Origin of the sequence: Variovorax sp. PCZ-1, from assembly GCF_018413605.1 — a bacterium.
GTDB lineage: Bacteria > Pseudomonadota > Gammaproteobacteria > Burkholderiales > Burkholderiaceae_C > JANMDU01.
Window position 1 is genome coordinate 1,904,890 of sequence record NZ_JAHCDN010000001.1, and the last position, 14,655, is coordinate 1,919,544.

Annotated in this window: 17 protein-coding genes and 1 tRNA gene; 3 read left to right on the plus strand and 15 right to left on the minus strand. The window is 53.1% G+C overall.

All coding sequences use genetic code 11. From position 1 onward, the window contains the following. Positions 1 to 2: 2 nt before the first annotated feature. The 11 genes from KIH26_RS09200 to KIH26_RS09250 form a co-directional block, all read right to left on the minus strand. On the minus strand, positions 3 to 479 hold the full coding sequence (locus KIH26_RS09200) for a NuoB/complex I 20 kDa subunit family protein (protein ID WP_213444229.1): 477 nt from the start codon (positions 477 to 479) through the stop codon (positions 3 to 5). Positions 480 to 552: 73 nt separating this feature from the next. After that, positions 553 to 912, minus strand: coding sequence for an NADH-quinone oxidoreductase subunit A (locus tag KIH26_RS09205; RefSeq protein ID WP_213444231.1), 360 nt, complete (start codon positions 910 to 912; stop codon positions 553 to 555). 98 nt (positions 913 to 1,010) lie between these two features. Further along, positions 1,011 to 1,095: transfer RNA gene (locus KIH26_RS09210), tRNA-Leu, on the minus strand. Positions 1,096 to 1,211: 116 nt separating this feature from the next. Further along, positions 1,212 to 1,637: a preprotein translocase subunit SecG gene (gene secG / locus KIH26_RS09215; protein ID WP_213444233.1), complete on the minus strand. Its 426-nt coding sequence runs from the start codon at positions 1,635 to 1,637 to the stop codon at positions 1,212 to 1,214. A 59-nt stretch (positions 1,638 to 1,696) separates the two neighbouring features. Further along, complete coding sequence (gene tpiA / locus KIH26_RS09220) at positions 1,697 to 2,503, minus strand: triose-phosphate isomerase (protein WP_213444235.1); 807 nt, start codon at positions 2,501 to 2,503, stop codon at positions 1,697 to 1,699. Between the two features lies 1 nt (position 2,504). Then, positions 2,505 to 3,533: an NAD(P)H-quinone oxidoreductase gene (locus tag KIH26_RS09225; RefSeq protein ID WP_213444237.1), complete on the minus strand. Its 1,029-nt coding sequence runs from the start codon at positions 3,531 to 3,533 to the stop codon at positions 2,505 to 2,507. A gap of 98 nt (positions 3,534 to 3,631) precedes the next feature. Next, positions 3,632 to 5,911, minus strand: a complete 2,280-nt coding sequence (pnp, locus tag KIH26_RS09230) for a polyribonucleotide nucleotidyltransferase (protein WP_213444239.1) — start codon at positions 5,909 to 5,911, stop codon at positions 3,632 to 3,634. Between the two features lie 322 nt (positions 5,912 to 6,233). Further along, on the minus strand, positions 6,234 to 6,494 hold the full coding sequence (rpsO, locus tag KIH26_RS09235; RefSeq protein WP_213444241.1) for a 30S ribosomal protein S15: 261 nt from the start codon (positions 6,492 to 6,494) through the stop codon (positions 6,234 to 6,236). A 151-nt stretch (positions 6,495 to 6,645) separates the two neighbouring features. Further along, positions 6,646 to 7,299: a DUF2306 domain-containing protein gene (locus KIH26_RS09240; RefSeq protein WP_213444243.1), complete on the minus strand. Its 654-nt coding sequence runs from the start codon at positions 7,297 to 7,299 to the stop codon at positions 6,646 to 6,648. 9 nt (positions 7,300 to 7,308) lie between these two features. Beyond that, on the minus strand, positions 7,309 to 8,280 hold the full coding sequence (locus tag KIH26_RS09245) for an NAD-dependent epimerase/dehydratase family protein (protein WP_213444245.1): 972 nt from the start codon (positions 8,278 to 8,280) through the stop codon (positions 7,309 to 7,311). A 21-nt stretch (positions 8,281 to 8,301) separates the two neighbouring features. Next, positions 8,302 to 8,691, minus strand: coding sequence for a DUF6220 domain-containing protein (locus KIH26_RS09250; protein WP_213444247.1), 390 nt, complete (start codon positions 8,689 to 8,691; stop codon positions 8,302 to 8,304). Positions 8,692 to 8,778: 87 nt separating this feature from the next. Between KIH26_RS09250 and KIH26_RS09255 the strand changes: the two genes are divergently transcribed. Continuing rightward, positions 8,779 to 9,678, plus strand: a complete 900-nt coding sequence (locus KIH26_RS09255; protein WP_213444248.1) for a LysR family transcriptional regulator — start codon at positions 8,779 to 8,781, stop codon at positions 9,676 to 9,678. Here KIH26_RS09255 and KIH26_RS09260 read toward each other — a convergent pair. Both KIH26_RS09260 and KIH26_RS09265 read right to left on the minus strand, forming a co-directional pair. Beyond that, a complete protein-coding gene (locus tag KIH26_RS09260) occupies positions 9,673 to 10,323 on the minus strand; it encodes a dioxygenase family protein (protein WP_213444250.1) in 651 nt (216 codons plus the stop codon). The two genes, KIH26_RS09255 and KIH26_RS09260, sit on opposite strands and share 6 nt — an antisense overlap. A gap of 20 nt (positions 10,324 to 10,343) precedes the next feature. Next, positions 10,344 to 10,976, minus strand: a complete 633-nt coding sequence (locus KIH26_RS09265; RefSeq protein WP_213444252.1) for an NADPH-dependent F420 reductase — start codon at positions 10,974 to 10,976, stop codon at positions 10,344 to 10,346. Between the two features lie 153 nt (positions 10,977 to 11,129). Here KIH26_RS09265 and KIH26_RS09270 point away from each other — a divergent pair, with 153 nt between their 5' ends. Beyond that, positions 11,130 to 12,086 carry a LysR family transcriptional regulator gene (locus KIH26_RS09270; protein ID WP_213444254.1) on the plus strand — a complete coding sequence of 319 codons (957 nt, stop codon included), beginning with the start codon at positions 11,130 to 11,132 and terminating at the stop codon, positions 12,084 to 12,086. A 145-nt stretch (positions 12,087 to 12,231) separates the two neighbouring features. On the opposite strand, the gene KIH26_RS09275 is transcribed toward KIH26_RS09270, so the two are convergent. Beyond that, positions 12,232 to 12,849, minus strand: coding sequence for an FMN-dependent NADH-azoreductase (locus KIH26_RS09275; RefSeq protein ID WP_213444256.1), 618 nt, complete (start codon positions 12,847 to 12,849; stop codon positions 12,232 to 12,234). Between the two features lie 135 nt (positions 12,850 to 12,984). Here KIH26_RS09275 and KIH26_RS09280 point away from each other — a divergent pair, with 135 nt between their 5' ends. Further along, the gene (locus KIH26_RS09280; protein WP_213444258.1) at positions 12,985 to 13,899 is read left to right on the plus strand and encodes a LysR family transcriptional regulator; all 915 of its coding nucleotides are present in this window, start codon (positions 12,985 to 12,987) and stop codon (positions 13,897 to 13,899) included. A 230-nt stretch (positions 13,900 to 14,129) separates the two neighbouring features. Here KIH26_RS09280 and KIH26_RS09285 read toward each other — a convergent pair whose 3' ends face one another. Next, positions 14,130 to 14,540 (minus strand): RidA family protein, encoded by a 411-nt coding sequence (locus KIH26_RS09285; RefSeq protein WP_213444260.1) that lies wholly within the window; start codon positions 14,538 to 14,540, stop codon positions 14,130 to 14,132. Between the last annotated feature and the right edge of the window lie 115 nt (positions 14,541 to 14,655).

The window sequence follows — 14,655 nt, forward strand, 5'->3', positions numbered from 1 at the left end:
CCTCACGCCCGAGCAATCGTCTGCGTGCGACGAATTTTTTGCTGCAATTGAATGATGCCGTAAACCAAGGCTTCAGCAGTAGGCGGGCAGCCGGGCACATACACATCCACGGGCACGATACGGTCACAGCCGCGCACCACGGAATAGCTGTAGTGGTAGTAGCCACCGCCATTGGCGCATGAGCCCATGCTCATGACCCAGCGCGGCTCACTCATTTGGTCATAGACCTTGCGCAGCGCTGGAGCCATTTTGTTGCACAGCGTACCAGCCACGATCATCAAATCCGATTGACGCGGACTGGGGCGGAAGACGACGCCGAAGCGATCCAAATCGTAGCGAGCGCAGCCAGCATGGATCATCTCCACGGCGCAGCAGGCCAAGCCAAAGGTCATCGGCCAGAGCGATCCGGTTTTTGCCCAGTTGACCACGGTGTCATAACTCGTGGTCACGAAGCCTTCTTTGAAAACGCCTTCAATCATTGCAAGCACTCCAGGTTGCTAATGCCATTTTTGATGCCATCAGCAGCGGGAAACATGTCCCATCAATCTCAACTTATTCCCAATCCAGCGCGCCTTTTTTCCATTCGTAGATGAAGCCCACGACAAGGATAGCGAGAAAGACCATGACTGACCAGAAACCGACTGGGCCAATTTCGCGCAGAGCCGCAGCCCAGGGGAAAAGGAAGGCAATTTCCAGATCAAACAAAATGAAGAGAATGGCCACGAGGTAGTAGCGCACATCGAATTTCATGCGGGCATCTTCGAAGGCTTCGAAGCCGCATTCGTAAGGAGAATCTTTGGCCGCATCAGGCTTGCGGGGGCCGAGCACGTAGCCGAGCACTTGAGGAACAACACCTACGCCAATGCCGACGAGGATGAACAGCAAAATCGGCAGGTATTCTTGGAGATTCATGTCGTGTGCTCTGTCTGCAATACTTGAGTATGAAGCATTTTGTGCTTTCACTCGGACAAAGCGGCTCAGGTTTTAGCCTGAGCCGCTTGTCTTTGATTTGGTGCCGACGGCGAGACTCGAACTCGCACAGCTTTCGCCACTACCACCTCAAGATAGCGTGTCTACCAATTCCACCACGACGGCTTGTTTTTTCTGTCTGTCAGCATGAGGAATTGCCGGTAACAGACAGCCTTAGATTTTAGCTCGAAAAATGCCCCAAATCAGGGTTTGCGAGAGCTAAATTCGATAGCAAGCTTGCTTTATTTCGCAGGCGCTGGGATAGGCTGCGCACCAGATGCTGCAGGTGCAGGAGCGGCTGGTGCTGTGGGCACTGCTGCTGCGCCTGTAGGCGCAGTAGGAATCGCTTGCGCGCCAGAGGCCGGCGTAGCTGCAGGAGCAGTAGCTGGCGTGGCGGCTTTCTCTAGCACCGAGCCAGAACCCGATGGACGCACGCCGCTGGTGTAAGCCAAGCCAAGAGTGCAAACGAAGAAGACTGCGGCGCACACACCTGTCAAGCGCGACAAGAAGTTGGCGCTGCCAGATGCACCAAAGAGGCTGCCTGAGCTGCCCGAACCAAAGGCCGCGCCCATGTCAGCGCCCTTGCCATGTTGCACAAGGATCAGGCCGATCATCACCAAGGCGGTGATGATTTGGACGGCAAACAAAATAGTGGTTAAAACTTGCATGATGAAATTCCAGAAGGTCTATATTTTAATGCTATAAAAAGATGAGCTGCTCGCGCAGATTATTCGCCGGCTGCGGCAATGATTTTCAAGAAATCTGCAGCTTTGAGAGATGCGCCACCGATCAGACCGCCATCAATATCGGGTTGTGCTAGGAGCTCTTTCGCGTTCTGCGCATTCATGCTGCCACCATACAAAATCCGCACGCGCTGCTTGGCTGCGCTGCTTGCGGCGTTGAGCTGGGCGCGGAGCACAGCATGCACTTGTTGGGCCTGCTCAGGAGTAGCAGTTTTGCCAGTGCCAATCGCCCACACGGGCTCATAAGCCACCACGATTTCGCTGATGCAATGGCCGTTGTCGTGAATCACAGCGGCCAATTGGCGCTTCACCACAGCTTCCGTTTGCCCGGCTTCGCGCTCAGCGAGCGTCTCGCCCACGCAAACGATGGGCGTGATACCAGCGGCCAAAGCGGCTTTTGTTTTGAGCGCAACAGTTTGGCTGGATTCACCGTGATAAGCACGGCGCTCGCTGTGGCCGACGATGGCGTAGCGCACACCAAAATCTTTCAACATGCCGCCAGAGACTTCACCTGTGTACGCGCCGCTGGCTTGCGCAGAGATATCCTGCGCTCCTAATTCAATAGCGCTTCGCGCAGTATTCTTGCCGGCGATATCGTCTTTTTGGCTTAAAAATGGGCGATTGATTAAGCCCGTGAGCTGCGCGAGGTATGGCGTAGGCACGCACACGGCCACATCACATGCAGGCGCGCCGCCAGCGAGTTTGATGCCTGCGAGCAGCTCGCTCACAAGCAGTTCGTTGGCCACCAGTGAGCCATTCATTTTCCAATTGCCAGCAATGAGTTTTTTCATACTATGCTTTCCAATCCAACACGATCTTGCCGATGTGCTGATTGCTTTCCATGAGCGTATGCGCCTGCGCAGCGTGCGCGGGAGAAAAGCTCTTGTAGATGATGGGTTTGATCTTTCCGGCTTCAAGCAGAGGCCAGACTTTTTCTTTGAGATTTGCAGCGATTGCTGCTTTGAAAGCTACTGGGCGCGGTCGCAGCGTAGAGCCAGTGATTTGTAAACGGCGGCGCAGCACGAGGCCAGCATTGAATTCCGCTTTCAAACCGCCCTGCACTGCAATGATGACCAGCCTGCCCTCTTCTGCCAAGCATTCGACTTCTTTGGCCACATAGCTGCCTGCGACCATATCGAGGATGACGTTCACGCCGCCGCTTTGTGCATTGGAGAGCACGCCACCTGCAGACAAAGCGCCTGTGAGTCGCTTGATCTCTTCAGCGAAATCTTGCGTTTTGTAGTTGATCGCATGATCTGCGCCGAGGTTCAAACAGGCCGCGCATTTTTCATCGCTGCCTGCTGTGGCGTAAACCGTTGCACCCAAAGCTTTAGCCATTTGAATCGCTGTCACACCAATGCCACTTGTGCCACCTTGGATCAAAATGCTCTCGCCGCTTTTGAGTGCAGCGCGGTCAAACACATTGCTCCACACGGTGAAGAAGGTCTCTGGCAAGCTCGCTGCTTCGACCATGCTCAAACCTTTAGGCACAGGCAAGCAAGAGCCCACCGGCGCAGCGCAAAGCTCGGCATAGCCACCGCCTGCAACCAATGCACAGATTTGATCACCGATCTTGAAACCCGCTTGCAGCATCGCAGCAGCATCGCCACCGACAATCTCACCCGCCACTTCCAAACCCGGAATATCGCTCGCACCCGGCGGCACAGGATAAGCACCCGTGCGCTGCAAGACATCAGGCCGATTCACGCCCGAAGCTGCCACGCGAATCAACACCTCGCCCGCACCCGCGACTGCATCTGGCCGCTCGGCCAGTCGCAAGACATCAGGTGCGCCGAAAGCGCTGATTTCGACAGTTTTCATGGTGTTTTAAAGACGTTTTTGGCATCTCGCCGGCATAGATACTGCGCAAAGTGCTATTACATTAATAGCACTTTGCACTTCTGCCGGATCACAACAAATTACTGTTGCTGTTGTTGCTGCTGATCGTCGCGAGGCGCGCGATCTTCACGAGGAGCGCGATCACCACGGTCTTCACGTGGAGGACGATCACCACGTGGGCGGCGGTCTCCACGATCACCGAAGCGGTCGCCACGGTCGCTGCGCTCGCGTGGTGCTGGCTCCACATAGCCTTCTGGCTTGTCCATCAAAGCTTTCATCGAGAGCTTCACGCGGCCTTTGTCGTCCGTCTCGAGCGCTTTCACGCGCACGATCTGGCCTTCTTGCAGGTAGTCTTCCACCTTCTCCACGCGCTCAAAGGCGATCTGGCTGATGTGCAGCAGGCCGTCTTTGCCGGGCAGGAGGTTGATCAAGGCGCCGAACTCCAAAATCTTCGTCACAGGGCCTTCGTAAATCTTGCCCACTTCCACTTCAGCGGTGATCTCGGTGATGCGCTGCTTGGCCACTTCGGCTTTGGCTGCGTCGGTCGATGCAATGGTGATCGTGCCGTCTTCGCCGATGTCGATCGTGCAGCCGGTCTCTTCTGTCAAAGCGCGAATCGTTGCGCCGCCTTTGCCGATCACATCACGGATCTTCTCAGGATTGATCTTCATGGTGTACAGACGTGGGGCGAAATCGCTCACTTCTGTATTGGCCACGGCCATCGCTTCTTGCATCTTGCCGAGGATGTGCATGCGGGCTTCTTTGGCTTGCGCCAGCGCCACTTGCATGATCTCTTTGGTGATGCCTTGGATTTTGATGTCCATCTGGAGAGCGGTGATGCCGTTGGTTGTGCCGGCCACTTTGAAATCCATATCGCCGAGGTGATCTTCGTCGCCCAAGATGTCTGTCAACACTGCGAAGCGGTTACCTTCTTTGATCAAGCCCATGGCGATACCGGCCACGTGCGCTTTCATCGGCACGCCAGCGTCCATCAGCGACAAGCAGCCGCCGCACACAGAAGCCATCGAGGAAGAACCGTTGGATTCAGTGATTTCAGACACCACGCGCAACGTGTAGGGGAAGTCTTCTTTGCTAGGCAAAGCAGCGATCAAAGCGCGCTTGGCCAAGCGGCCGTGGCCGACTTCGCGGCGCTTGGTGGAGCCCATGCGGCCGACTTCGCCGGTGGCAAACGGAGGCATGTTGTAGTGGAACATGAAGCGATCTTCAAACTCGCCAGAGAGAGCGTCGATACGCTGCGCATCGCGCTCGGTGCCGAGCGTGGTGATCACCAAAGCTTGCGTCTCGCCGCGCGTGAAGAGCGCAGAGCCGTGGGTGCGTGGGAGCACGCCGTTGCGGATTTCGATGGGGCGCACGGTGCGTGTGTCGCGGCCATCGATGCGTGGCTCGCCAGAGAGAATTTGGCCGCGCACGGTGCGGGCTTCGATCTCAAACAGCATGTTGTCCACTTTCACGCCGTCAAACGCCACGCCCTGCTCGGTGAGGCCGGCTTTGGTTGCGGCATACACTTCGCGGCAAGCTTGTGTGCGGGTTTGTTTGTTGCGAATTTGGTAGGCGGCTTTGATTTTTTCTTCAGCCAAGGCCACCACTTTCGCGGTGAGATCTTCGTCTTTGGCTTCTGGTGCCCAGGTGCCGTCTTCAGCCCAGAGCGGCTTGCCGGCTTCGCGCACGAACTCGTGAATCGCGTTGATCGCAATACGGCTCTGCTCGTGGCCAAACACCACGCCGCCGAGCATCACATCCTCAGGCAATTGATCGGCTTCAGACTCCACCATTAACACGGCGGCTTCCGTGCCGGCGACCACCAAATCCATCTTGCTGTTTTTCACCATCGCCAGCGATGGGTTCAGCACGTATTCGCCATTGATGTAGCCCACGCGCGCTGCGCCGATGGGGCCAGCGAACGGGATGCCGGAGATCGACAAAGCGGCGCTCGATGCAATCATCGCGGCGATATCCGCATCCACTTCTGGGTTCAAAGAAATGGTGTGGATCACCAAATGCACTTCGTTGTAGAAGCCTTCTGGGAACAGCGGGCGAATCGGGCGGTCGATCAGGCGGGAAGTGAGCGTCTCCAGCTCAGAAGGCTTGGCTTCACGCTTGAAAAAGCTGCCGGGGATCTTGCCTGCGGCGTATGTCTTCTCGATGTAATCCACCGTGAGGGGGAAGAAATCTTGGCCGGGCTTGGCGGATTTGCTGGCCACCACGGTAGCGAGCACCACAGTGCCGTCCATATCGAGCAAAACTGCGCCTGTGGATTGGCGAGCGATTTCGCCGGTTTCCATGCGCACGGTATGGCGACCCCATTGGAAGGTCTTGGTGACTTTATTGAACATTGTCATGATCTGTCTCTCTTTACAATTACTATGATTTTGATAGCTGCCCGCGCAATATCTATGCCGGCGAACTACTCAAAATCATCTAAAAGTGCATAACCCTGCACTGATGGGCGGACAGTTTGAAGACTCATGGGCGCGATGCCATTCCAAAGATCGTCAAGGTGCATGAAAACCTTTGGAATGACACAGCTCTCGCTCACAGTTTCTTCAAATTCTCCGGAAAACTATTCTTAAAAACGTCAGGCTTTTAAGCTCAAAGCCTTTTCAAAAGTAAAAAACGCCTGAGGCCGCTGTTGCAGTCTCAGGCGTTTTGCATAGATGGTAATTACTTACGCAGACCCAGCTTAGCGATCAGTGCCGTGTAGCGGCTAGGATCTTTACGCTTCAAATAGGTGAGCAGGCTCTTGCGCTGGGAAACCATGCGCAGCAAGCCACGGCGACCATGGTGGTCTTTCGCGTGCTCTTTGAAGTGAGGTGTGAGGTAGTTGATACGAGCCGTCAGCAGTGCAACTTGCACTTCTGGTGAGCCGGTATCCGCCGCGCCGCGCGCGTTAGCCTTGACAATTTCTGCCTTGTTGATGGTCATGATGTTTCCTATGAGGAGTTAAAACTTGCGATCAGCAGCGACCATCGCCACTGTCGTGTGATTTGCCACGATGCCTCGCGTCGTTCATATGAACTGGGGTCAGCAGTAAGCAGCAAAGCCTTGAATTATAACGCTTTTTCGCACCCACTGCTCAAACCACAGGCTTCGGGTGAGCCACAAACCATTCGCCGATCAAGTGCGAGACCAAGATCGATGCCCACACACTGGTCGAGTAAATGTCGGCGAACGATAAGTCGCTTGAGGAAACACCGTTGTAAGCCAACCCTAGACCCAAGAAGAGGCGCAAAGGCACAGCCGCGAATGTCAGCGCGTAATTGCGAACCATCCAAAGGCGGTGCTCAGCTATTTTTCCTGCACGAATGCTGGCATACGCGCGGTATCCGCTGTAAAGCCAAGTGACCGCCAAAGCCAGGAGGCCAACTTGAGCAATAAAACCAGAGGTAGACATGATGGCCGTCGGGAAAGCAGCCACCCCGCTGACCAGCACACACATCAAATAAATCCGCCCAGAAAATCGATGTGCACCAGGGTAGCGCTGGCGAAGTGATGCTGAAAACTGGAACGGCCCCAAGACGAGTGCCACACAGCCTGGAATAGCGTGCACCACAAGTGTGATCATGTGTTGCGCAAACAGCGGATTAAGTGGGATACGGCTGGTCGCCTTGTCCGGCAAGACATATGGCGGCGCAGAAAACAAGGCGATGGCAATAGCAAATACCGTCATCAAACACCATAAAGCCATCGCAGACCGAGAAGAGAAGGAGCGCATAAAAGATAAAAGCATAAAGCTCCTTTAGCCAGCAATATTGCCTCCGCGAACATTCAATTTACGCTGATAGGCAAGACATTGAGCAATGCCAGCGCTGTAGGATGTCTTCTTTATCGATCCGATCAATTTTTGCAATGCGCCGTCGTCCAAAAGCACGGGATGGGTCAACAAATAGTGCATTTCCACCATCTCTCGCATGAAGGGCTTGAACAAACCCAAGATGCGCAACATAGTTTTACCAATAACACGCCTCTTCAGAGGGCCACAGGTTTGCTGCTCGATTTCTTGTACCAAAGCTTGCTGGCTCGTTACGCCAGCACCTGCCAAGTTCCAGAAGTGGCCATACGCATCAGCGTTGTGAATCAGAGCCAAGACGACTGGGCCTACATCAGGCACAAAGACAAACTCGTGCGGGCGATCAATCGGACCAACCATATCGGCAACACCATCGCTTGCGGCTGCTTGAATGGCACCATGGAGAAAGCTGGCCTCAACCCCCGGGCCGTAAAAATCCGGCAAGCGCAGGACCGAGGCTTGGATCTTGCCTTCAGCATGTAGCGCCATGAGCAGATCCTCTTGCTCCATCCGCATTTTTCCTTTAAAGGTGTTCGGCTGACGCGGATGGTCTTCTCGCACAGTATGGGTCTGCGGCTGGCCATATGGGTACACCGTGCCAATCAGCAGCATTTTCTTCACACCTGCAGCTGTCGCTCCTGCCAGCGTTTTTTGCATCAGCTGGGGATGCAAATCAAATTGCCAGTAGTTCACACCAACCAAATAAATGAGTGCATCGACTCCCGTCGCAGCTGCTTGCACCGAAGCGGGATCGTCTGGATTCCAAGTCAGGATTTCTGCCAATGGATCAGCTCCAAAAGTAGCCTTGAGTGAGCTTGCTGAGCGCCCAACAACGCGGTACGGCTGACCTAGCGCTCGACATGCCGCAGCAATACTCTGGCCTATAGCGCCAGCAGCGCCAAAAATTGCAATCTTGTTCATGATCAATTCCTTCACGACGGGTTACAGAATGGATTGGCTTCGCTGATAGAGACGAAAGCTCGCCAAGAGCAACAAGGGAGCGTTGGCGAGGTGTAGCGCCCTGAGCCAAATGAAATCTGGCGATTTAGAGACTGCCGCTAACACGATCTGAGTCACGTAAAGCAAGGCAACGATGAGCACAGCGGAGCGCAGCCCCTGCTTCCGCGATAATTTGCCACTGAGCACAAATATATGACTGAGCGGCAGCAATACGGCAAAGCCCGCTGCCTTATGAAGCCCCCAGCCTTGCAGCCCGACAAACAAGGCAAGCCCCGCCCATAAGAATTGCAAAACAATCAAGACGAGGATCAATAAAGCTACGGCCCGCAGCATGGGTAGCGGTACAGGTTTTGGGTCGGCGGTAGTTAGCATGTTGCGCTCCTTGGTTGATGAGGCGTATCATGCTTTCAGAGGAATCATTCGTCTAACTGATTGTTCGTATATTTGATTATTCGTTTTATGAATTTACGATCCATTGACCTGAACTTACTTGTAGTGCTGGATGCTTTGCTTGATGAAGCTCATGTGAGCCGGGCAGCCGAAAGGTTAGCGCTATCCCAGCCCGCCACCAGCAGCGCGCTGGAGCGATGCCGCCATTTGTTCAAGGATCAACTGCTCGTTCGCTCAACAGGTCTGATGAAGCTCACTGCAAAAGCTCAATCTTTGCGTGCACCCATCAAGCAGGCCTTACATGGCGTGACATCTGTGTTCAGTGCCCCAGATATTGATTTGAAATCTTTAACGGGTTGTATCAGAGTAGGCGTAGCCGATGCGCTGTTGGCGAGCATGCTCGTGCCTTTGCACAAGGAGCTTCAAAAATCTGCCCCCTACCTCAGCGTCGCCTACCTGCCGTGGCACGCAGCAAGCGACGAATTGCGCCGGCTCGAGCAAGGCGAGTTGGATCTCGCGATATCCGTCATACCCGCTGTGAGCGGCGATTTTCGGCGCATTGAGCTGCTTCAGGAGCAGTATGTGGTTGCGATGCGCAAGAACCACCCGATCAGCAAAAGCTTCACACTCGATTCATGGCTGGCTTATCCACATGTGGTAGTTTCTAGTCGAGGTGATATGCGAGGGACGCTCGACGATGCCTTGATACCATCGGGCAAGAGACGCCATGTAGGGGTTGTTGTGCCGAGTTTTCTCGCTGTATTCCCATTGCTTGAACGCACCGATTACATTTCTCTGATACCCAGTCGTTGTATCTTGCCCGTTCACCACAAAACGCTCGCTGTTTTTGAGCCACCAATCGCGCTGGAAGGCTTTGGTCTACATCTAGCTTGGCATCAGCGCAAAGATGGCGATCCTGCCACGCAGCATGTGGCTAGCGTTTTGCGGGAAGTTGTAAGTGGTTTATAAACGAGCAAGAACGATATCAAACACTGCGTCCAGCGTTTCAGCCTTGCCCAAACTGAGCCTGTTAGGCGAGATGCTGAGTAAATCGCGTTCTCTGCTGAAGCCCCCGAATAGCCTTTGATAAAGGCTACCCTCAGCGTTCTCACCTGCAAAATACATCTCTGTGATTAAGGTGATGTAGCCGGGCGCAATCACTTTGAAATGCACATGTGGCGGGCGTCCGCTGTAGCCAATTGGCTTGATGGTTTGGAAAGTGTATTGACCACCATCATCGGTCTGCATCCATCCATAGCCTTGAAAGCCGCGTTGCGCAGGTTTTTCCCCGCCAAAACCAGGGTGCCTGTATTCCCCTACATCGTCAATTTGCCAAATTTCTACGCGTGCATCCTTGAGAATTTCTCCGCTGTCTCCGCGCACCCGCCCTCGCAGCGTCATAGGGATCCCTCCCGTGTATTTTTTGCCATTCAGGGTCGTTAGGTCGTTATCGACTTCACCATTCCATGTGGTGGGGTAATACGGTCCTTCCACGTCTTGCGGCGTGGCCTTAAGTTTCACGATTTGCGCCAACGAAAGCTTTGGCAAAAAACTCAAAGGTGCAAAGACTGCAGCTGCAAGCACTTGAAGGCTGCTACGGCGAGGGATCTTCATGATGATGGCCTTTTACTAACTTAGGACTTGCGAATCCAAGCAGGCGAAATGCCCGTGCCTTGACCAGCGCCGTAGCCGAAATAGACATTCAAGCCAGCCAACGGTTCGAGATAGCGAGCGTTGTTCAAACCGCCAGCGTCAACTGCATCAAAGCCCATGCTTGTCGCGAGTTGCTTGACGGTTTGCTTGGCTGCATCATTGTTACCTGCGACAAACACACTGACCTTGGCCGCCTTGCTGAAATTTGCGCCATCATCGAGCACAGCGGCGAACAAGGTGTTGAAGGCCTTGACTACGTGCGACTTGGGTGCGGCTTGCGCAATTTGCTCAGCAGCAGAAGTGCTGTGGCCCACAGTCAAGCTCATGTAATCAGCTGACAAAGGATTAGTGATGTCAATCACGACTTTGCCGCTCAAATCGCCCAAAGAAGCCAGAGCGGCTGGCGCATCGCCATAGCCCACAGCCAACACAACGACCTCAGCATCTGCAGCTGCGCCTTGCGCAGGTACATGCTGAACGCCTGGATATTTAGCAGCAAGCGCCGCGGATTTAGCTGCATCGCGGGAAGCGAGCTTGACGCTGTGGCCCGCTGCATGGAGTTGTTTCACAAAGCCTGCGCCCATATTGCCAGCGCCGATTACCGTGATTTTCATCTTGAATCCTTGAAATGAGTTAGTCAACAAGTTGCACACTTGGGTGCAACAGCTCAACGCCTTGTTGGGCATGAAAGAACTGTATTTGTTTCTTTTAATTTGATAAATATCAAAATTTATGAATAATTATTCCAAAATTTGAGACAATAGCCTATGGACAAATTCAAAGAAATGCAATCCTTCGTGGCGGTGGCCGAATCTGGCAGCTTTGTGAAAGCAGCAGATGAACTGGAAACTTCCAAAGCTGCCGTCTCTCGCTATGTGGCTCAGTTGGAGGAGCGCTTGGGCGTACGATTGATGAATCGCACCACGCGCCGCTTGTCTCTCACAGATGAGGGCCATGCCTTTCTCGCGCATTGCAAAGAAACGCTGAGCTTGATTGAAGATGCTGAAGAAGAAATTCAGAGCAAGCGTAATAATGCCACGGGCTTGGTTCGCATCAATGCGCCCGTGAGCTTTGGCATCTTGCATCTGGCACCGCTTTGGGGGAAATTCACACAGTTGTATCCTCAGGTGAAGCTGGATGTCACCTTGTCAGACCGTGTTGTTGATTTGGTGGATGAAGGTTTTGATATCGCCATTCGTGTCGCCAGGCTTCCCAGCTCAACACTGATCAGTAGAAAACTGGCCAGCACATCGCTCGTCGTATGCGCGTCGCCCAAGTACCTGAAAGGCAAATCAAAACCCTCGCATCCACGTGACCTGAAAGATCACAGCATCATCAGCTACTCATACCTAGCAACAGGCGATGAATGGGTATTTCAAGGCCCAGAAGGAGAAATTCGCGTCAAAACACAGCCCCAAATCCACACCAACAACGGAGACACATGCCGTAGCGTTGCACTGACGCACCAAGGCATCATCATGCAGCCCAATTTCATTGTTAGCCGAGATATCCAAAACGGCGATTTGGTCGAATTACTTCCTCAGTTCAAATCCGCTGAGTTGGGCATTTATGCTGTGTATCCATCTCGCAAACTCGTTTCCAAGAGAATACGCGTATTGGTCGATTTCTTAGTCAAAGAGTTTGAACAGATCAATTTCGGAGCCGAGCTAACTTCACCCTCTCACCTGGCTAAATCAATCGCTAGGGGCAGCAAAAGAAACTAACAGCTCCTCGCTCCCACTCAATTGTCAACTCACGTCTAAACTTAGATTTTGAAGAACAATGCGGTACGTGGCTGAACGATGTTCAGACATCGTCCAAAGTCGTCCGTACCGTCAGTATTACCGTCATGCCAAACAGAGCATGTCTCTAGTGCACAGCAGCCTTTTGAAGTTCGGTCTGAAGCTTGCTCAAAAAGCTACCCATCGTCTGCTCATGCATATCAACTGCCTTCGCTCCACCGCCTGCCACGAAGGTGACCTCAGTGATACCAATCACATTCAGAATCAAGCGCAGATACTGGGTAGCAATATCTCGATCTCTTATGGGTGAACCTTCTGTATAAACACCGCCAGAGGCAAGCAGAACCGTCGCTTTCTTACCTTTGATAAGCCCCTTGCCATCAAACCCAAGTGTCAACCCCTTGCGCACGATGTGATCAATCCATGCTTTGAGTGCGGAAGGTATGTTGTAGTTATAAACTGAAGTCGCAATGACAAGATGATCAGCCGCGAGCAGTTCAGCAACGAGTGAATCCGACAAGCTCAATCTAGCCTTCAGCTCCTCCGTCAGTTGCGGCGGCGGTGTGAAGTAAGCCTGTAGCCATTCAGCTGTGATTTGCGGCAAGATGGTCTGCGCTAAATCACGGCGTACGACATTGCCATCAGAGTGTGCAGCTAGCCACTCTTCAACGAAGCAACGGGTCATCTGCCGGGATATGGAAGCATCGCCACGCGGGCTGGTTTCAACAACAAGAAGTTGAGTCATCAGGTAATCCTTAAAAAATGAGGCTCACGTCACTGCGGATGCATGAGGTGGCAGCCAGTCTTTAATATATGGACCAATCTATAACAATAGAAGTGATATAAATATGATTAAGTTAATCACCAAAATAGATAGATCATGATCGGCAACCTCACTCTTGACCAATTGCGAGTTCTTGTGACGATTACTTCCACGGGAAGTTTTTCTGCTGCAGGCCGCCAGCTCATGCGGGCGCAGTCTGCCATCAGCCAAGCCATAGCTTCATTGGAGTCCACCCAGGGTGTTTTGCTGTTTGACCGAAGCGGCCACCGGCCCGTTTTGACTGACGCTGGGCGCGTGTTGGTTGATCAGGCGCGTTTGGTGCTAGCAAGTGCCGCTCGCTTCGAGGCAGTCGCGGCAGGCACACGCAGCGGGTTAGAACCGGAACTGGTTCTGGCGATTGATCCCCTGGTACCAACAACACCTTTGATCGAAAGCTTGCGCGCGCTAAGCGACCAATTTCCCGATCTGCCTGTCAGCTTCTCGACCGAGGGACTTGGCGGCTCGCTGCGACGCCTGCGTAGCGATACAGCAGCATTGGCCATCTGTTTGCTTCTGCCAGCGGTACCTGAAGACATCGTGGCTAGCCCACTCCTAAAAATCAAATTACATGCGGTGGTATCTCCCCTGCACCCTTTGGCTTTGATCGGTCGTCCAGTCTCCCAAAGTGATTTGGAGTCACATGTGCAATTGGTTCTCTCTGACCCCTTTGACCCAACAGGAGCCAACTACGGGGTATCCAGCGCGAGACTCTGGCGTTTTGTGGATTTGGGCAGACGCATGGATTTCTTGCTGGCAGGATTTGGATGGTGCCGAATGCCAGAGCACATGGTAGAGCAGGCAATAGCCAAAGGACAGTTAAAACGCATTGACATACTGGACGACCCTACACCGAGCGATGGCATCACCATCTACGCAGCTCATAAGCGTGATCGTTTACCAGGCCCCGCAGGGCGCTGGCTGCTAACAGAACTCAAGCAGCAACTGCAACTTGATCACGTTCAACCCAATTGAGTGCGACGCCCAGCGATACAGTGCTTTGACGTGAATCGAAAGCTACTCTACACTCCACTTAATTGTCACCCCGAGCAAGACTTAGACTCCACCGCATTGCGCTTCACTACGCCGGACGATGAGTTTGCATCATCAAAGGTCATCCGTACCGTCAGTTTGCAACGATAAAGTCGACCAGCCAGAAGCTGAGCAACGTTTGGAATCGTCACCAGCCGCAGCAGCTATCCAAATCAACTTGGACTAGCTTGCGGAAGTTTCGCGATCACCTTGATTTCGAACTGAAAACCATAAAGCCACGTTACACCGACACCTGTCAAGGTCGGGTATGGCTCGCTACCCCAATAGTCGGGGATAACTTTCCATATGGTCTCAAAGTTTGTTTCTGGATCGACAACAAAAACAGTCACATCAATCACATCATCGAATGCGCAACCTGCAGCCAACAGAACAGCATTCAAATGATCAAATGCGAGTCGGACTTGCTTCTCCAAATCAGTCTCAGGCGAACCATCGTCACGGCTACCAACTTGTCCAGAAACAAACAAGAAACCATTGGAACGGATGGCTGGCGAATAGCGATTACGCTCATACAGCGCACGCCGTCCCGGCGGAAAAACGACATCGCGTTTAACTTCATTCATACAAATACTCCAAATAAGTGCGAGGGGGCAATAGTTAATATCCAAGCAATCATAGGGATCGCACTCTTATTGATAAACGAGCAAGTCTGTTCATCTTTGTTTGTAAAATGCAAAC